The 18,020-nt window shown below is 42.6% G+C and carries 14 protein-coding genes, 1 pseudogene and 1 CRISPR repeat array; of the genes and pseudogenes, 10 read left to right on the top strand and 5 right to left on the bottom strand.

What is annotated here, in order from left to right; genetic code table 11:
- Positions 1–60: 60 nt before the first annotated feature.
- Positions 61–1,044 (bottom strand): annotated as a pseudogene (locus GBV73_RS07185) (nodulation protein NfeD); the annotation flags it as partial.
- Between the two features lie 94 nt (positions 1,045–1,138).
- Here GBV73_RS07185 and GBV73_RS07180 point away from each other — a divergent pair.
- The 4 genes from GBV73_RS07180 to GBV73_RS07165 are packed head-to-tail and all read left to right on the top strand — an operon-like array spanning position 1,139 to position 2,933.
- Positions 1,139–1,426: a hypothetical protein gene (locus GBV73_RS07180; RefSeq protein WP_042701801.1), complete on the top strand. Its 288-nt coding sequence runs from the start codon at positions 1,139–1,141 to the stop codon at positions 1,424–1,426.
- Positions 1,414–2,274 (top strand): DNA-3-methyladenine glycosylase, encoded by an 861-nt coding sequence (locus GBV73_RS07175; RefSeq protein ID WP_152880380.1) that lies wholly within the window; start codon positions 1,414–1,416, stop codon positions 2,272–2,274. The genes GBV73_RS07180 and GBV73_RS07175 overlap by 13 nt, the downstream gene beginning before the upstream one ends.
- Entirely contained in the window at positions 2,237–2,560 is a 324-nt protein-coding gene (locus GBV73_RS07170; protein ID WP_152880378.1) for a hypothetical protein, read from the top strand. Before GBV73_RS07175 ends, GBV73_RS07170 begins: the two co-directional genes overlap by 38 nt.
- The gene (locus GBV73_RS07165) at positions 2,538–2,933 is read left to right on the top strand and encodes a hypothetical protein (RefSeq protein ID WP_371717056.1); all 396 of its coding nucleotides are present in this window, start codon (positions 2,538–2,540) and stop codon (positions 2,931–2,933) included. Before GBV73_RS07170 ends, GBV73_RS07165 begins: the two co-directional genes overlap by 23 nt.
- Here the strand turns inward: GBV73_RS07165 and GBV73_RS07160 are convergent.
- Positions 2,911–5,598: a DEAD/DEAH box helicase gene (locus GBV73_RS07160; RefSeq protein ID WP_152880384.1), complete on the bottom strand. Its 2,688-nt coding sequence runs from the start codon at positions 5,596–5,598 to the stop codon at positions 2,911–2,913. The genes GBV73_RS07165 and GBV73_RS07160 overlap by 23 nt on opposite strands.
- 407 nt (positions 5,599–6,005) lie before the next feature.
- Here GBV73_RS07160 and GBV73_RS07155 point away from each other — a divergent pair, with 407 nt between their 5' ends.
- From GBV73_RS07155 to cca, 4 genes are all read left to right on the top strand, one after another.
- Complete coding sequence (locus GBV73_RS07155) at positions 6,006–7,781, top strand: ribosome biogenesis/translation initiation ATPase RLI (RefSeq protein WP_152880382.1); 1,776 nt, start codon at positions 6,006–6,008, stop codon at positions 7,779–7,781.
- Between the two features lie 483 nt (positions 7,782–8,264).
- A CRISPR array of direct repeats spans positions 8,265–12,411; the repeat unit is 30 nt; unit sequence GTTCCAATAAGACTTTAGAAGAATTGAAAG.
- A gap of 200 nt (positions 12,412–12,611) precedes the next feature.
- Positions 12,612–13,073 (top strand): phosphoribosyltransferase, encoded by a 462-nt coding sequence (locus GBV73_RS07150; RefSeq protein WP_152880376.1) that lies wholly within the window; start codon positions 12,612–12,614, stop codon positions 13,071–13,073.
- Entirely contained in the window at positions 13,070–13,627 is a 558-nt protein-coding gene (gene thpR, locus GBV73_RS07145; RefSeq protein WP_152880374.1) for an RNA 2',3'-cyclic phosphodiesterase, read from the top strand. The genes GBV73_RS07150 and thpR overlap by 4 nt, the downstream gene beginning before the upstream one ends.
- Positions 13,628–13,638: 11 nt before the next feature.
- Entirely contained in the window at positions 13,639–14,988 is a 1,350-nt protein-coding gene (cca, locus tag GBV73_RS07140) for a CCA tRNA nucleotidyltransferase (RefSeq protein ID WP_152880372.1), read from the top strand.
- On the opposite strand, the gene GBV73_RS07135 is transcribed toward cca, so the two are convergent.
- Positions 14,985–16,784, bottom strand: coding sequence for a glycoside hydrolase (locus GBV73_RS07135; protein ID WP_042701781.1), 1,800 nt, complete (start codon positions 16,782–16,784; stop codon positions 14,985–14,987). The two genes, cca and GBV73_RS07135, sit on opposite strands and share 4 nt — an antisense overlap.
- Positions 16,785–16,839: 55 nt before the next feature.
- Between GBV73_RS07135 and GBV73_RS07130 the strand changes: the two genes are divergently transcribed.
- Positions 16,840–17,124: a hypothetical protein gene (locus tag GBV73_RS07130; RefSeq protein WP_042701779.1), complete on the top strand. Its 285-nt coding sequence runs from the start codon at positions 16,840–16,842 to the stop codon at positions 17,122–17,124.
- Here GBV73_RS07130 and GBV73_RS07125 read toward each other — a convergent pair.
- Together GBV73_RS07125 and GBV73_RS07120 are read right to left on the bottom strand one after the other, a co-directional pair.
- Positions 17,121–17,342 (bottom strand): MoaD/ThiS family protein, encoded by a 222-nt coding sequence (locus GBV73_RS07125; protein WP_042701777.1) that lies wholly within the window; start codon positions 17,340–17,342, stop codon positions 17,121–17,123. The genes GBV73_RS07130 and GBV73_RS07125 overlap by 4 nt on opposite strands.
- Positions 17,326–17,652, bottom strand: a complete 327-nt coding sequence (locus GBV73_RS07120) for a hypothetical protein (protein ID WP_042701774.1) — start codon at positions 17,650–17,652, stop codon at positions 17,326–17,328. The genes GBV73_RS07125 and GBV73_RS07120 overlap by 17 nt, the downstream gene beginning before the upstream one ends.
- Before the next feature lie 60 nt (positions 17,653–17,712).
- On the opposite strand from GBV73_RS07120, the gene GBV73_RS07115 reads away from it, so the two are divergent.
- Positions 17,713–18,020 (top strand): hypothetical protein (locus GBV73_RS07115; protein WP_152878962.1); only part of this gene is annotated, 308 nt, incomplete at its 3' end.

Raw genomic sequence — 18,020 nt, 5'->3', positions numbered from 1 at the left:
TAATGTGTTATGGTCTGAAAATCCTCCTCAGAGTCAAATACTGTTTAAATAACAGGGGGTGAAACTAAACACGCCCCTGCCCAAAACAAACGTTATAAAGCCAGCAACTGTAAAGAGACCGAAAGTAGGCGTTAGGGCTTCTGCTATAAAGAATATCACCGCAAGGATTATCAGCAGCAAACCCGCACTCCTGTAGCCGAAGTACCCGAGGCCTATTATAGCCAGGACAATCATTATTGCTCCAGCCGTTTCTGGAACGTGCCACCCTGGACTCAGGAAGCCTAAAACAAGAGCCCATATGCCGAGTGTTAAGAGAACGTAGGCAACTGCTGGGTCGGTGATGTATGTTATCACCCTATCCTTTAAACTCGGTTCTAGATATCTAACTTCAGCCCCTTTAAGATCTAAAGTAACGTACTCGCCCCTTACGGGGACCTTGGTTTTCATACCATCTGCTTTTTCCAAGAGCTCATTTACATCGTTTGCAATAACCTCAATAACTCCATACTTTAGGGCTTCTTCGGGATCTATGGCCAAATCCTCCGTTATGAACTTTTCTGCTATTGTTTCATTTCTTCCACTGGCCTTTGCAAGGCTCTTTATGTAGGAGATGTAAAAGTTAACGACCTTTGGAGGAGCCTCTATAATGCTTCCATTTTGGGAATAGCCTAAAATAGGTCTGCACGCACCGATGCTTGTTCCGGGTGCCATGGCTATTAAATGTGAACCCAAGGCAATATATGTTCCAGCGGAGGCCGCCATAGCTCCAGGTGGATAAACGTAGGTTATAACGGGAACATCGGCAGATTTTATTCTCTCTATTATGTTTTGCATCGCGTCCGCTCTACCGCCGGGAGTGTCAAGAAGAATTATTATTGCCTTTGCATTTGCCTTCTCAGCCTCGCTTATGTACCTGTCGAACTGATCGTATGTGTAGGGAGTTATCTCACCTTTTATTTGAGCAACGTAAACGGTTTTTGCTTCAGCTAGCGCTGGGCCCAAGAATATGAGCAGAAGCAGAGAGATAAAAATGATTTTTCTCATAACCACCACCTTGTGTAGATATTGTTCTCCAACTTAATTAAGTTTTCTCAAGAAAAGTTAATAAGAATGGAACCCAAAAATCCTATGGGAGAGCATGAAGGAAGAGATAAAGAAGTTCAAGCTGTCTAAGGGGAATGAAAAAATCAAGGCCGCGTGGAGTTTAATTAGACAGGTGGCCAAATACTCCAATGCTGAGCCTTACTGGGATTTCTTAAGAGAAAACTTTGGAATAAGGGAGAAAGACGTTAAGGAAATCATGCGTTTTCTGGAAGAGGTAGGAGAACTTGAAATCCACCGCTCCTCAGATGGGAAGAGGCTCTATGTCTCAACGCTAAAAGATATAAAGGAAAACCCTGTTAAGCTGGACAGATGGTTAAAGTGATCGACCTCAAGAAGGTAGCCCACGAGATGATAAAAAACGGTACCTGGAAGTTCGAAAACGGAATATTCAAACAGGCATTAGATAATGGTATAGTGGGTTTTGACGGAGAGAACTTCTATTTTCCGGAGCATTTCTCAGAAAAAGAACGAAAAGGTGCCAAAAAGAAGCTTGAATTCGTTCTAGGCCTGGACACTGACCTCGAGAAGTTTTACTCAGAGATAGGAGACTCAAAATTTTCGTTCTTAATTGAGGAGTTTTATGGGTTAACTATCCCGAGGGCGCCGAGCAAATATCAAGCCCTCGTAGAGGTAATAGCCCAGCAGCAGGTGAGTTTTGAATTTGCCATGAGAACAATTAACAGCCTCGTGAAGCTCGCGGGGAAGAAGATCGAAGACCTCTACGTATTCCCAAAGCCCGAGGACATCTTAAACTTAAGTGACGAAGAGCTCAAAGAGACCAAGCTCGGCTATAGAGGGGCTTACATAAAATCTCTCACGGAAGAACACGTCAAGGGAAATTTGCGGTTAGACCTTGAGGAGCTAAGTGAGGAAGAAGCCATAAAATACCTCACGAAATTCAGGGGTATCGGGAAATGGAGTGCCGAGCTTTTCTTGGCCTATGGTCTCGGGAAAAACACGTATCCCGCTGGAGATTTGGGACTGAGAAGGGGAATAGCAAAGATATTTAACCTGAATCCCAAAGAGGTAAAGGAGAAAGACGTCAGGGAAATCATCGAGCCGTATGGAAAATGGAAGTCCCTGCTCGCGTTTTATATTCTCTGTTATGACAGAAAGACCGAGATGATGAAAAATGCCAGTAGAAATAAAGGTGGAAGGAAAAAAGTTTAAAGAGCTGAAAAAACTAGATCTCCTGGAGCTTATAGAAAAAAACCTTTCCAAAGTCGAGAAAACTCTGCAGGCTGAGAGGGAGGCGTTTCTCATCGAGAAAAAGGCGAGGCTTGAAGAAAAGCTGAGGGAAATCGAAGATGAGTTGGAAGACCTTAGGGCTTTTTATGAAAAGGCTTTGAGGGATAAAGAGCTGATGACAAGCGTTAGGGAAAAGCTGAGAAGGGAAAACGAAGAGCTTAAAAAAGAGCTGGAGGAGAGAAGGCGTGAAATTGATAATAAGGCCTAAAAAAGGCCTCGGAAAAATTGAAGTTGAGCTCCCGGATAAGCTTGTAGAAGAAATAAACAGGCTCAGCGAGCGCTATGCTGTGGATGAGAAAAGAATTCTTGAGATAATCATTTCCAAAAGCTTCAGAGAGCCAAAAGGCAATGTAGAGGTTCTTGAAAACGAAGTTAGGGAACTTGAGAAAAAAGTGGCAAAGCTGGAAAAGGAGTGGGCGCCGCTGAGGTACAAAGCCTATGGGGTCAGCGAAGACAACAAGCTCTTAGCAATCGAGCTCAACGCCCTTCTCGCAGAAAACTCCCAGTTAAAGCGCTTTTTAGGAAAAAAGATTGAGCGAAATTTGGAACTGAGAAAGCTTATTCAGTACTATCTCCGCTGAGGAGTTTTTCCCAAATCTTTATTGCCTGCCATTTGTCGAGGAACTCGTTGAAAGTGCCGCACTTTGGTGAGTAGACACACAAAGGACAGCCGTCTTCGCACTTACACTTCTTCATCTGTTCAAGGCTCTTCTCCATGAGCTTCTCGGCGTTGTCATAGAGAATCTCTGCCAGTCCGAAGCCACCTTCGTTTCCATCGTATATGAACACTATGGGCTTGCCCACAAAGGGGGGATTTGGAAAGCTTTCGTAACTGTATCCACCGAGCTCCCTGCTGTCTACATAAGTGAAAATTGGGGCGATTTTAATCATGTTGTGCTCTATTGCATGGAGTCCGCTTCCGATTCCATCTTTACTGTCCACCATTTTCTTTACTGCAAAGGCAAGCATCTCATCTCCAATCTTTGAATTCTTTAGGCTCTCTCTGATGTAGTTTCTTAGGTAGTGACTCGTTGCACCCAAAAGTTCGGGGAAAAGAGACCTCCTGTCCAAGCGCTCGTAAAGACTAAAGGCAATATCTTCATAACCCTTTTCCACAGCAATCCTGAAGAACTCCCTAAACTCCTCGTTTGCAATCTCCCTAATACTCTCGGTAAACACAAGCCAGATACCGTCAGTTTCAAACTCCCACATTAAAGGCTCATCAAACTCAACCTTCGCAAACTTTTCCCAGTTAAGAATGCTCCACTCCTCATCAACCTCAGCACTCTCTTTGAGCTCCAGCATTGGAGAGTAAATCTCCCCTTTCAGAATTCCCTCTTCCTTGAGCTTCAACAGTTCTTGAAGATACTGAGGCGTATCTTTTCCTTTGACGGCAAACCCCCAGTAGTGGTGCCTAACCCTCAGCCGGCCGATATAGATCTCTACCCCTTTGTACTCCTTTTTGTCGTAGATCTTAAGAACCTCTACTTCTTCTCTCTTTGACGGGAACGTATCAACTTCCCAGAACTTGTTGAGTGGAGAGGCGAAGATAAAGTCGAACTTTCCAAGACTGAGCTTGTCTTTTGCAATATAAAGCTCTCCCCTCGAGAAATACGCCATCCCTGGTAAAAGGGAGCGGTAGTATTCGGACTTATCTACTTCCTCTATTACATATCCCTTAAGCTTGAGCCAGTTTATAAATCGGATTAAGTCTCTTACGCTGGACTTTTCCAAAAGTTTGTACCTTATCCATGGCTCGTCGAGAAGGAGGAAATAGCTCTCATCACTTGCCGCTCTTATAGAGGAGTAAGTAAATGCCGGCTGCAAGATGCGGATTTCCCTTTTACCCGTAATTGGATTGTCGTAGAGCTTTGCTTTTTTCTCATTCACGAGCTCCATAGCAAGCTGTTTCTCAAACTCGTTCAGCTCGTCCCAGTCAAGAATCTTGAGCTCACTCAAAAGATAGTGGAGGTGTTTCTTCACAACGAGCCGGTTTTTGAGGTTTATGGGCATGTACTCAATTATTCCTTTTTCGAGCTTTTCCACCAGCTCGTCCACGTGCTCCTTGTAATAATAGTCGAGACCGTTTTTCCTCAAAACAATGGCATTTATAGCTTCCCTCTCTCTTTTTCTTCCTGCCCTTCCGAAGCGCTGGATAAGGGAGAACAGGCCGTCGGGAGGTATTCCATAGTTTACAACAGCGTCGAGATCCCCTATGTCAATGCCGAGCTCCAGAGCGTTTGTCGTCAAAAGCACGAGAAGTTTTCCTTCTTTAAAATCCCTCTCGATTTCCCATCTGATGTTCTTTGGGAGGGTGCCTTTATAGGTCGTAGTCTTGTACACAGCCGGAGATGTTAAAAGGAACCTCATGAGCTTCTCAGTCCCTTTTCTTGAATCAAAGAAAACAAGAGTTTTAATGCCGTTCTCAGCTAGCTTTTCGACGATTGCCCTTAAAAGCTGCATCTCATTTAACCTTCTTGGCTCGAACATGACGAGATACCGTTTTGGGAAGGGATTCGTGGACGTTGTGATAGCTTCAAAGGGCTTTCCAAAGAAGGTTTCCGCGAACTCTTTTGGATTCCTCAGTGTTGCTGAGAGGGCTATTATCTGCGGTTTTCTCCCATACCTCTCCAGCGCCTTCAGGAGCCTTTTAAAAACATAAGCGGCATTAGTTCCAAAGACTCCCCTGTAAATGTGGAGCTCATCCACCACGAGGTATCTCACGTTCTTCAAAAGCCAGTCATAATCCTTTTTGTTTCGTAAGATGTTGTAGTGCAGCATATCCGGGGTTGTGAAAACGACCCTCGGCTTTTCCCTGATGAGGTTTCTCCTCTCACTCCACTCCACATCTCCAGTCAGAATCCTCGCGCTAACAGTCTTTCCCGTAATCTGAAAAAAGTGGAAGTTCTCAACGCTGAACTTTTCATACTGGTTATTTATCAATGCCCTTGTTGGATAAACGAGCAGATACGTGTCCTGAGGGTTTGAAAGATAGTTGTCAAATATCGCCAGTCTAAAAATTTCGCTTTTGCCGGAGGCAGTTGGAGTCGTTACCACGATGTTTTTCCTCAAGTAGAGGGCTTTTAGGGCATCTACCTGATGCTTATAGAGCTTAAATCCCATTTTTTCAACTAACTTGTTCACTTCGGGATTTTTGAACTCAAAATAACCATATCTACCCCTCTTGGGTCTGAATTCTTTAAGGGTTACAACCTCACTCTCAAGATCTTTAAAAATCTCCATCATGACCAACTTCTGCACGAGGGTTAAAGTGTTTTTCTATTTGTACTGCCGTTGGCCATTGTGAGAGGCAAGTTTTTGGGGTGCAAGGATAAAATAAAAATAGAAGAGCAATCCAGAATGAGTCTCTGGATTTATTCATATGTGCATTATCCTAATCCTGTTATCAAAGGAGTCTTCTCTGGAAGTTCACTGCCTCGTATCTCGCGTATTCTCTCTGAACTTCAGGTTTTCTCTCATTCTCCCAAAACCTTCTCAAACCTTCGAAACTAAACATCACTACATCACCAATAATTAATAGAATGCTCAAACTACAAGGAGATATTGGTCAAAAATGGGCAGTTCAAAAAATATAGAGGCTGGTTTCAACAACTTTTTAAAGACCTTTCAAAAAGGGTATTGCGGTGAGGCTCATGAGGATCGCGGTCATCGATTACGACAAGTGTAATCCTGACAAGTGCGGTCATTTCCTTTGTGAGAGAGTTTGTCCAGTGAATAGAATGGGTGGAGAAGCTATAATCATCGACGAAGACAACTACAAACCGGTGATACAAGAAGCCAGCTGTACCGGATGTGGAATATGTGTCCATAAATGTCCCTTCAATGCTATAACGATAGTTAACCTCCCGGAAGAGCTGAAGGAAGGATGTGTGCACAGATATGGGATTAACGGTTTTGCTCTCTACAGGTTGCCGGTGCTAAAAGAGGGCATGGTAGTAGGTATCTTGGGTCCAAACGGTACTGGTAAGACAACTGCCGTTAGAATCCTTGCGGGAGAAATGATTCCCAACCTTTGCGGTTCCAACGACAGCTGGGATAACGTCATAAGGGCTTTCAGAGGAAATGAGCTCCAGAACTACTTTGAAAAGCTCAAAGAGGGCAACATAAAGAAGGTAGTCAAACCCCAGTACGTTGACCTAATCCCCAAGGTTGTTAAAGGGAAAGTGAGAGACCTCCTTCAGAAGGCAGATGAAAAAGGGGTACTGGACAAGCTCGTTGAAGAGCTTGAGCTTTCAAATATCCTTGATAGAGAGATTCAGCAGTTGAGTGGTGGTGAATTGCAAAGGGTGGCAATAGCGGCAGCTATCGCAAGAGATGCGGACTTCTACTTCTTCGACGAGCCCTCATCATACCTCGACATAAGGCAGAGGCTTAAAGTTGCAAGGGCAATTAGAAAACTCGCAGAGGAAGGAAAATCCGTTATGGTCGTTGAGCACGATCTGGCTGTTCTTGACTATTTGAGTGACATCATACACATAGTCTACGGTAAGCCGGGAGCATATGGTATATTCTCAATGCCCAAAGGAACCAGAGTGGGCATAAACGCTTTTCTGGAGGGGTATCTCCCAGAAGAGAACGTAAGATTCAGGCCCTACCAGATAAGATTCACAAAGCTCAGCGAAAGGCAGAGCCAGGCGGGAGAGGTCCTTGTGGAGTATCCGAAGCTCGTCAAGGACTACGGAGGCTTTAGACTAGAAGCAGAGGAAGGAACGCTGTATAGGGGAGAAGTCGTGAGCATAGTAGGGCCCAACGGTATAGGTAAAACAACCTTTGTGAAAATGCTGGCTGGAGTTGAAGAACCAACGGAAGGGAAAGTAGAATGGGAGCTCAAAGTAAGCTACAAGCCCCAGTATATAAAAGCCGACTATGAAGGGACAGTTTATGAGCTCTTAAGTAAAATTGACGCTGCAAAGCTCATGAGCAACTTTTACAAAACCGAGCTTCTCAATCCTCTGGGAATCCCAGACCTCTACGATAGAGCTGTAAATGACCTAAGCGGTGGTGAGCTGCAGAGAGTAGCAATAGCAGCCTGTTTGCTAAGAGATGCCGATTTATACCTCCTTGACGAGCCCTCCGCTTATCTCGACGTTGAACAAAGGCTGGCAGTCTCGAGGGCCATAAGGCACCTGATGGAGAAGAACGAGAAGACCGCGCTTGTAGTTGAGCACGATGTTCTTATGATTGACTACATAAGCGACCGCATAATGGTGTTCGAGGGCGAGCCGGGTAAATACGGTAAGGCTCTGCCACCTATGGGCATGAGAGAAGGAATGAACAGATTCTTAGCTAATGTAGGCATAACCTTTAGGAGAGACCCGGACACCGGAAGGCCAAGGGCAAACAAAGAAGGAAGTGTCAAAGACAGGGAGCAGAAGGAAATAGGGGAGTACTACTACGTGAGTGAATAGCCGAAGATTCTTTGTATCACGTTTAGCTTTTCCTTTTTTGGGTTTTCTTTCTTCTGGTGGGCCAGTTTTGATGTTAAGGCTCTAAGGTTGCTCTGGAAGTCTTTAGTAACTAAAAGTTACTATCAGACAAAGAGTTACAAAATTTTGAGGTTTTTGTAACGAAATTTTTTCGGAATTTTGAACAGGGTCTTTTTAGGGCTTCTCTGATATCCTCTCCTCGTGGAAATTTAACCTTTTTGGATTTAATGCTTTTTTATGGACTTGTTTTTGGTTTAGGCTTTTGTTTTGTCTCTGGAAGTCTCGTGAACATTTTTGTGCATGAAAGAAAAGTGGTAAGTTCAGGCGAGTGAGTGCTTTAAAGTCTTTTCTAGTGGCTTGGATTTGAGCCTTCTTATGGCTGTTTTATTGACCCTTTGTGGAAAAGCTTATAAATTTCAAGCTCTCTAATTACTTTGTAGGGGATTTAAAGGAAAATTCATCCCTGTTCCAATAAGACTTTAGAAGAATTGAAAGTGTTCTTATCGCCGTAGCGTTTACTTTGGAGTCTTGAAGTTCCAATAAGACTTTAGAAGAATTGAAAGTTATTGTACTAGTTCAAGAAGACCAGGTAAGGAGATGTTCCAATAAGACTTTAGAAGAATTGAAAGAAGCTATGAGGCGTCTTGTTTTCCTTGAAACTACAGTTATTCCAAGTTCCAATAAGACTTTAGAAGAATTGAAAGATATTGGCTTCCCACTGGGGTGGATAATGGGTTTAAAAGCGTTTTCAAAAAACTTTTCCGCCGGTTCCAATAAGACTTTAGAAGAATTGAAAGAATATGAGTTTGGAAAGACGTCCTTAAATGGCTCTAAATTGGGTTCCAATAAGACTTTAGAAGAATTGAAAGAGTTTAAGAAATGTGTAAACATGTGGAAGCGTGGCCAGGTTCCAATAAGACTTTAGAAGAATTGAAAGTCTCGACCTCAAGCTCCCAGTCCAGCCAGCCAAACTTAGTTCCAATAAGACTTTAGAAGAATTGAAAGTGCCTTAACGTGCTGTCTGTCCTCTGGTACAAGAAAGGGTTCCAATAAGACTTTAGAAGAATTGAAAGTAGATTTGCCACGTAACGGAGTTATTGAGAGAATAGCACGTTCCAATAAGACTTTAGAAGAATTGAAAGGAATATCCCGAGCGGTATTCTTCAGCTCTTGAACCTGTTCCAATAAGACTTTAGAAGAATTGAAAGATTGTTGTTAAGCCTCTCAGTATCCCGATTAAGATTTGTTCCAATAAGACTTTAGAAGAATTGAAAGTTCGAAAGGACCTCCTTGAACAATGTATTAAAATGTGCATTGGAGGTTCCAATAAGACTTTAGAAGAATTGAAAGATCACAAGTGAAGCAATAGCTAGGAACGCAACAAGCCCCCTAGTCCAGTTCCAATAAGACTTTAGAAGAATTGAAAGTCAATAGCAATGAGGCTCCAGAAGCTAAATATAGTCGGTTCCAATAAGACTTTAGAAGAATTGAAAGAACTACTGGTTTTACTTTAATCGCATCTCCACCGCTTAGGTTCCAATAAGACTTTAGAAGAATTGAAAGCTCGGTAGGGGGCTTTTTCGAGTATCTTAAGTGGATTGGTTCCAATAAGACTTTAGAAGAATTGAAAGCAGACGTTTTAGACACTCCACTCCCAGACGGCTCAAAATACGTTCCAATAAGACTTTAGAAGAATTGAAAGGAGATAGGGAAAGAAGTAACACTAAAGTACGACAAGATCAAGTTCCAATAAGACTTTAGAAGAATTGAAAGTCTGCAGTTGGCTTTAATGCCAACTTGAAAACTCCCATCGTTCCAATAAGACTTTAGAAGAATTGAAAGGACTTTCTCAAATAAACCTCATACCTAGCCAACCTGGTTCCAATAAGACTTTAGAAGAATTGAAAGTTCATAAAAGTCAAGTATCGCAATCACTTCCTTGACAGGTTCCAATAAGACTTTAGAAGAATTGAAAGAAGCACCAATACGTGAATGTAACAATACTCAGCTACAGTTCCAATAAGACTTTAGAAGAATTGAAAGAGTGTTATAGCGAGGAAGTATACAGACGTCTTTGTGTTCCAATAAGACTTTAGAAGAATTGAAAGATAGTGCTTTCCCCACTTGCGCCTCTTCACCACTATCATGTTCCAATAAGACTTTAGAAGAATTGAAAGAGCCCTAAGCTCATTATCAAAGTCCTCCCTACTCCTCAGGTTCCAATAAGACTTTAGAAGAATTGAAAGTAGTCATCTTCCTCACCTCTTTAGCAGCTCTTTCAGGTTCCAATAAGACTTTAGAAGAATTGAAAGACAAGTGTTGTAAAGCCAACCTCAAATACAAACGCTGTAACTGTTCCAATAAGACTTTAGAAGAATTGAAAGGAAACTTCATGCTGATAGTGCCCCCTACTGCAATAAGTGTTCCAATAAGACTTTAGAAGAATTGAAAGTACATTGACGTAGGTTCAGAGACCCATGGTAGACCATGTTCCAATAAGACTTTAGAAGAATTGAAAGATCACGGCGTAAAACTAGTCAAGCTGGACTGGTCAATTGTTCCAATAAGACTTTAGAAGAATTGAAAGCCTAAAGCTTCTTTAATCTCCTTCGCCGCTTTGCTGAAGTTCCAATAAGACTTTAGAAGAATTGAAAGGTTCATAAATACTACTATCCTTTCGTCGCTCTCTCCACGTTCCAATAAGACTTTAGAAGAATTGAAAGTATTTTTTTGCTGGTTCTGATAAGGACGCTTTTGCTGTTCCAATAAGACTTTAGAAGAATTGAAAGTAAGTGATGAGGAAATCCAAGCAATCTACAACGACCCAGTTCCAATAAGACTTTAGAAGAATTGAAAGGAAACGCCAAGATAATTATTACCACCACCATTGCGTATGTTCCAATAAGACTTTAGAAGAATTGAAAGCTACGTGCACCTTAGCGCCGTTTATTTCATTGATATGTTCCAATAAGACTTTAGAAGAATTGAAAGGCACATCTTTAAGCTTCTCGAACTTGCTGTTTCCTGCGTTCCAATAAGACTTTAGAAGAATTGAAAGTCACTTACAGGAGTGTAAACATCCCCGTTAATAATTAGGTTCCAATAAGACTTTAGAAGAATTGAAAGGCAACAAGTGTTCAAAAAGAAGATGTAACAATTACCTAGTTCCAATAAGACTTTAGAAGAATTGAAAGAAGATTTCGGCTAGTAAAAACTCGGCTGTGGGTATAGTTCCAATAAGACTTTAGAAGAATTGAAAGCTCGATGACACAACATTTAAAACGGCCCAAGTCTTTTGGTTCCAATAAGACTTTAGAAGAATTGAAAGGTTACGTCCTTGAGAAACTCCACTGCTCCCCTGTCAAGTTCCAATAAGACTTTAGAAGAATTGAAAGAACATTTTTTCCTACCTCCTGCCCCGGTGCGGGGCAGTTCCAATAAGACTTTAGAAGAATTGAAAGAAAGCTGGACAGAGCAGCTGAAAAATATCACAAAGCGAGTTCCAATAAGACTTTAGAAGAATTGAAAGTGTCTTAATGTCCCCCTCTGCCAAATTACTTAAATCTGGTTCCAATAAGACTTTAGAAGAATTGAAAGCTTAACGTCTTGTTTAAGGGAATATGGACGATATTGCTGTTCCAATAAGACTTTAGAAGAATTGAAAGCCCTTCTCCGGGCTCAAGGTAGAAATAAACCACATACTGTTCCAATAAGACTTTAGAAGAATTGAAAGTAACAGTGGAGAACATCATAATTGAACACAGCGGCATAGTTCCAATAAGACTTTAGAAGAATTGAAAGAGGAGGGAGGAGGAAATGGCGTTTACTATAAGCGACATGTTGTTCCAATAAGACTTTAGAAGAATTGAAAGTTCCTTATACGCTGTCTCCAAAACCACCGGTATTGCGTTCCAATAAGACTTTAGAAGAATTGAAAGAAACAGAGATTTTAACGTTGTATAGAGAACGTTTTATGTTCCAATAAGACTTTAGAAGAATTGAAAGTTTGAAATTAAACGATTTCACAAAACAAGAATAGTTCCAATAAGACTTTAGAAGAATTGAAAGCAATAGCAGGGACTTTCTCACTCAAGCGGGAAAATTCGTTCCAATAAGACTTTAGAAGAATTGAAAGCAAAATCTTCCGCAACTGCCGGCCGGTTGGCGCGGTGGTGGTTCCAATAAGACTTTAGAAGAATTGAAAGTCCTGAGGTCTATAATTGCCCAAAGCCCAAGTTTTCTTGTTCCAATAAGACTTTAGAAGAATTGAAAGTTCCGTGGTGGTGAACCAGTCTTTAAAGATGTAATAGAGTTCTAATAAGACTTTAGAAGAATTGAAAGACAGGCAACTTATACAGGGCTTTCAGCACTGTATGGTGCGTGTTCCAATAAGACTTTAGAAGAATTGAAAGAGCTCAATTGAGATTTATGAAAACACTATTTATGAGTTCCAATAAGACTTTAGAAGAATTGAAAGTTTCAAAAGTTATGAATATCGCTTTTGAGGGAGCGTAGTTCCAATAAGACTTTAGAAGAATTGAAAGTTCCTTGATGTTTTGGATTTGGTTGTCGATGTCTTCTTGTTCCAATAAGACTTTAAAAGAGTTGAAATGCTGAAATGTAAGGCACCTTAACCCAAACCACGGCCTGTTCCAAAAAGACTCCTGACATCCTCTACCTTCTCACCAGTTATGAAATATGAATGACGAAGTGATATTCTCCCCTTACCTGAACCCCCGACATCTCGAAAACGCTGGGTTTTTAAACTCTCACCCTTCTACTTTACCATATATCAAAGGGGAGGGTGAGAGAATGGACAAAGTTTATCTCACATGGTGGCAGGTTGATAGGGCAATCTTCTCACTTGCTGACAGCTTAAGAGAATACAAACCCGACGTCATCGTTGGAATCTCAAGGGGAGGCCTTATTCCAGCAGTAAGGCTTAGCCACATCCTCGGAGATGTGGAGTTCAAGGTAATCGACGTAAAGTTCTACAAGGACATAGGAGAGAGAGGAGAAAAGCCTGTGATAACAATCCCCCTCCATGGAGACCTCGAAGGAAAGAAGGTTGTAATAGTAGACGACGTCAGCGATACCGGAAAGACTCTCCAAGTCGTTATTGAGGAAGTAAAAAACAGGGGCGCCAAGGACATTAAGGTGGCCTGTTTGGCTATGAAACCCTGGACTTCAGTTGTTCCAGACTTCTACGTTTTCAGAACAGACAAGTGGATAGTTTTCCCCTGGGAAGAATTCCCAGTGGTGGTTAGGGAATGAGGGCCTTCATAGCGATTGATGTTAACGATAAAGTAAGACAAAAGCTCGTAGGAGCTCAGGAAAAAATAGAAAAAACAAAATCCGCAAAAATCAAATACGTTGAGCCGGAAAACCTTCACCTTACTCTAAAATTTTTGGGTGAAATAACGGAGGAACAAGCAGAGGATATTAAAAAACTCCTGGAGCAGATAGCCAAAAAGCACAGGAAGCACATCGTAAGAGTTAAGGGCATAGGGGTGTTCCCGAATTACAATTATGTCAGGGTTATCTGGGCTGGACTAGAGAACGATGAAGAGATAAAGAGGATGGCAAAAGAGATAGACGATGCACTTTTCAAACTTGGTTTTAAGAGAGAAAAGGATTTTGTTTCCCACATAACAATCGGAAGAGTAAAGTTTGTGAAGGACAAGGTTGAGCTCATGCTGGCGTTGAAAGAACTCGCTAACGAGGATTTTGGAGAGTTTGAGGTCAACGCAATAGAGCTCAAGAAGAGCACCCTAACGCCAAAGGGCCCGATTTATGAGACAATCGCAAGATTTGAGCTGCAGGATTAGGTGAAGCATTGATGGAACTCCTGAAAGAAGTTCTAGAGAAGATAAAGCCCTCAGAAGAGGAAAGGGCTGTAGTAAATGCAGTAACGAAGGAAATAGTTGATATTGCAGAGGAAGAGATAGAGAAAAGAAAGCTTGACGTTACTCCTCGTTTGGTGGGCTCAATAGCGAAGGACACCTATCTCTCTGGAGACCACGATGTTGATCTTTTCTTGGCGTTTCCTCTCGAAGTCCCTCTTGAGGAGTTAAGGAAAGCAGGTTTGGAACTTGGAAAAGCCATTGGCAAGAGGCTTGGGAGCTATGAAATAGCCTACGCCGAACATCCATACGTGAGAGCCCTCTACAGGGGCTTTGAAGTTGACATCGTTCCCTGCTACAATGTGAAAAGCTGGAGAGAAGTAAAGACGGCAGTTGACAGGTCACTGCTCCACACAGAGTGGGTGATAAGTCACTTAAACGGGAAAAACGATGAGGTGAGACTTCTCAAAAAGTTCTTGAAGGGGATAAACGCCTACGGCAGTGAAGTTTACGTTAGAGGCTTCTCCGGCTATTTAACGGAGCTTTTGATAATAAAGTACGACTCCTTCATGAACCTTCTTGAAAACGTCGAATTCCTGGGAAAGAGCAAGATAATAGACCTTGAAGGCTGGCTAAAGAAAGAACCGGAGATAGCTTACAAAACTGTGGAAAGGGAAAAGGAAAGGCCGCTAGTCGTCATAGATCCCGTTGACCCGAGAAGAAACGTTGCCTCCGCTCTTAGCTGGGAAAAGTTTGGAGTGTTTTATTTTAAAGCCATGGAGTTCATAGAAAGCCCCAGAATTGAGTTTTTCTTCCCATCAAGAGCAAAAGCTGAAGATTACAAATCCCTGATCAGAGAAAAGGGTACAAACCTTGTTACCCTTCTCTTCCCGAAGCCTGAGCTTGTGGACGATGTTCTCCTTCCTCAGCTTGAGAGAAGCGCAAAGGGGCTTGAAAAGAGCCTGCGGAGAGAAGGCTTTGAGGTTTTTGACTCAAACTGGGGATACGCTGAGAAGGCGTTCATTATGCTTGAAGTCGATAGAGTAGAAAGGCCTAGGGTAATCTTAAAACCCGGCCCGGAACTCTTGAGCGAGAGGGCACTCGACTTTTATGCAAAGAACCAGAAGGTCTGGATACGGGGAAAGCAGCTGTACTCGGAGAAAAGGGTTAAGGAAAGCATAGTGGACGTTATCGAAGAGCTTCTCGCCAAAAATCAAGTCGCTCTTGGCAGAAATCTAAGGGAGCCAATAAAAAATGCGGAGATTTTAATAAATCTCGTCCCTCCGGAGCTTGAGGAAGAAGCTTACCTCTTCCTCAGCAAAGAAAAATGGAACATAAAGGGCTAAAGTTTAGCCCTATGCTCGCACCATTCCCTGTTTTCCCAGTTTCCGTGCATTTCTCCGGGGATGTGTCCAGTATCTGCAACAGCTTTTCTCAAATCGTAGAGAACTTCTATTGCACTTTTGATATCTTCTGGGAGGTCTTCCTTCCCAACGAAGAGAGCAGCCCTCGTTACCACGTTGTAATCACAGTTTGGAACTTCACTCTTTAAGCTCTCAAACCACGCTTGTTCACTCGTCTCCCACCCTTCAAGCCCGGGCATCTTGAAAAGCTCGTAATCATAGTAAAGCTGCGGGAATGCAAGGAGCTTCATATATTCGAGGAGAATGTAGTTTGCCCTCTCGTGCATGTTCTCTTCGATATAAACTTTCATAAGCTCTATCAAAGCTTTGCTGATTGCGGAGACGTTTCCAAAAGTTACTCTCGTGTCGATGTTCTCCCAGAAGCGCGGGCAGGAGTGGTTGGCGAGCAGCATTATATAGTATATCCTTCCCAATCTTAAGGCCAGCGTTGGGTCGAGGTCTTTAATGGGTCCCATAACGTACTCAACCGTTGTGTCCATCTCGAAGTATTCATAGTGCTCCCTGAAGAATATCCTCGCATATCTAACCAGGAATTCTTTTATAGCATCGATCTCCGCCTCTGGAAGATACTTGCGGATTAAGTCAACAACACCAAATCGTATGCTCCTGTTGAGCTCTCTGAAAAGCTTTGTGAAGGCATATTTCCAGAGCTGTGAAACCTTATTTCCTTTATAAAGACGGTTAATGACTTTACCGTCTTCTCTTCTCATACCAAGCCATCTCATGTCGCTCGTCCTTCCATCTATGCTTAGGTCATAATAGTCGCTCCAGCTTGAATAGTCCTTGACATTGATTCTGAAGTTCTCTGTGCATTCTCCCTCAAGCTTTTTGAATTCTTCCCGCTTCTTCTTTCTAATGAACTCCACCGCATTTATCGCTTCAACCCCTTTTTCCTCAAGTCTTGCGACCCAGCCGAGGAACTTGTCCAGCTGCTGTGGGTTGCTCAGCAAGGCCTCAAGGTCGCTTGCAAGGTAAACCAAATATGGAATCCCTGCATTCTCTTTGAAGACATCCACTCTTCCTTCCACAACGGCCCTCACAAGACCGTCAACGTCCAGTGTGTTGAAGGCAAAAGCATCACTTAGCTGGTGATCCCGTCCAAAGACATACGCTGTTTTATCATCACATTTGTAGGTGTTGCAGGAGAACTTCGCTTGGGGGAGGTGAAGACCCACAAACTGCCGTTCGTCCAAAAGGAATAGTATTTCCTTCTGCGTGGATTCGGCAACGATTTTAGCTGCTTCTCTCGTTATAACGTTCTCTGGAAGCCAGTAACCAACGACATCTCTATCTTTGATAAAGGGCTCGTAGAAGTCGAAGGAGATTCTCGCAAGGATTTCCTGTTCAAAGGTGCTGAGATGGGGCACTATTGGGTGAAAGGGTGTTGTCACAACTGGCTCTACCTTGTTCATGAGCAGATCGACTATTTCCCCATATATCTTTGGTTTGTATCTTAGAATCATGTAGAGAGTGAACGGCTCAAAATCAACGCTCACAGACCCGGATTTTAGAGAGCCTAAAGCGTCGCTCGTGTATTCATAGGCTTTGATAACGGTTCTTGTCCAGTTTCTGGACTTTACCTCTACGTCCCTTATCTTCAGAGACACGGGGCTCAATCGTTCGGAGTATTTTATCGGATCCCACCCCGAGCCATCGTGTATGTATATAACATCCCCGGGCTGGTAAGCATGAAAGTGATATCCAAACTTCTGGTACATTATGTCACCCTAAAAGTTTAAAGTCAAGGAGAGTATTAAGAGTTGCGGTGGTTTGATGGAAAAGCTGAAACCGTATCTAGAGGACATAAACCGAAAAGCGGGTTATGCTGAAGAGCTTTATGGGATTAGAATAAGGTATGTTCCTCTTATAGTGGAGAAAAGAACGATCGTATTTGATAGACAAAGCTTTAAAATCAAGGTTTTGGAAGAGGATAGATGTCTTTCCCCGGAGGAAGCTGAGACGCTGGAGGAGAAGATTCTGGAGAACATCAAGAAAGGGATGATAGAGCTCTACCTGACGCTCACTTTTGGAGAGGATGTTGGACTCGGGGAAAGCTAACCCCCATAAACCACGGGAAGGACTTTCAATGTATCCCCATCGCTTAGTGGATGGTTTTTTGAGACTTTTCTTTCGTTGAGGATTAAATGATGCTCCGAAGCGCTTATTCTCAGAGTATTGAGAACATCAGCAACAGTAGCTCCGTCTCTGACTTCCAGTTCAATCTCTGCACCATGTTTTAGGGCAAGCTCGCCATAGAGCCTAACCCGTATCTTCACGTTTGAGCTCCTCCAAAAACTGCTTTAGCTTTTCATATATCTCTTCAGGGGCTTCTTTTAAGGGTGAAGCCTTTATTTTGGGCTTTTCCAGCCCAATAATCAGTTTTTCAAAAAACTCAATCGCGTTTTTTAATGCCTCCTCTTCGGTAGCCCCGGGAGGAATGTCATTGTCAAAATAATACCAAGTGTCGTTTTCCTTATCGTATAGAGCTAAACTTGGGAACCATTCCCCACATTCTCCCCCTATGCTGAGCTCAATCATGAGCTTGTCGTTTTCGAGAAAACCCTGCCTAAGCTTCTCACGCCACATTAACTTCACCAGGAAAAAGGTGAGAAAAGAGAGTTTAAAAACTTTTAACACTTTTCGGGCGTGTTTATAGTAACCTTTATTAGGGTTTTTGCTGAATTCTTTCGGGTGGTTGTCGTGATCCCCAGATGGGATCACAGACTCAAAGACCCTGAAAGCGTGGCATTCGCAATTCTTGACGTTTTAGCAGACTTCGAATCAGAAGGAAAGCTGAAGAACCTGCCAAAATCCAAAAAATTTCCAGTAAAAACAATACTGGCAATACTCCTCTTTAAACAATACTACAACCTACCCCTCAGAGACGCCCAGCACTACGGCAGAAAATTCTTCGGAGCAAACATTCACTACTCAACCCTCCACAACTGGGAGAA

The sequence above is a fragment of the Thermococcus sp. 101 C5 genome, from assembly GCF_009372125.1.
GTDB classification, from domain to species: Archaea; Methanobacteriota_B; Thermococci; order Thermococcales; family Thermococcaceae; genus Thermococcus_A; species Thermococcus_A bergensis.
The sequence above is the reverse complement of the archived record's forward strand: the minus strand, read 5'-3'. Positions and strand labels throughout refer to the sequence as shown.

Bases quoted from the DNA above. Each gene is read 5' to 3' on its own strand.
- GBV73_RS07180 (WP_042701801.1), top strand. From the start codon at position 1,139: ATGAAGGAAGAGATAAAGAAGTTCAAGCTGTCTAAGGGGAATGAAAAA.
- GBV73_RS07175 (WP_152880380.1), top strand. From the start codon at position 1,414: ATGGTTAAAGTGATCGACCTCAAGAAGGTAGCCCACGAGATGATAAAA.
- GBV73_RS07170 (WP_152880378.1), top strand. From the start codon at position 2,237: ATGCCAGTAGAAATAAAGGTGGAAGGAAAAAAGTTTAAAGAGCTGAAA.
- GBV73_RS07160 (WP_152880384.1), bottom strand. From the start codon at position 5,598: ATGATGGAGATTTTTAAAGATCTTGAGAGTGAGGTTGTAACCCTTAAA.
- GBV73_RS07155 (WP_152880382.1), top strand. From the start codon at position 6,006: ATGAGGATCGCGGTCATCGATTACGACAAGTGTAATCCTGACAAGTGC.
- GBV73_RS07150 (WP_152880376.1), top strand. From the start codon at position 12,612: ATGGACAAAGTTTATCTCACATGGTGGCAGGTTGATAGGGCAATCTTC.
- thpR (WP_152880374.1), top strand. From the start codon at position 13,070: ATGAGGGCCTTCATAGCGATTGATGTTAACGATAAAGTAAGACAAAAG.
- cca (WP_152880372.1), top strand. From the start codon at position 13,639: ATGGAACTCCTGAAAGAAGTTCTAGAGAAGATAAAGCCCTCAGAAGAG.
- GBV73_RS07135 (WP_042701781.1), bottom strand. From the start codon at position 16,784: ATGTACCAGAAGTTTGGATATCACTTTCATGCTTACCAGCCCGGGGAT.
- GBV73_RS07130 (WP_042701779.1), top strand. From the start codon at position 16,840: ATGGAAAAGCTGAAACCGTATCTAGAGGACATAAACCGAAAAGCGGGT.
- GBV73_RS07120 (WP_042701774.1), bottom strand. From the start codon at position 17,652: ATGTGGCGTGAGAAGCTTAGGCAGGGTTTTCTCGAAAACGACAAGCTC.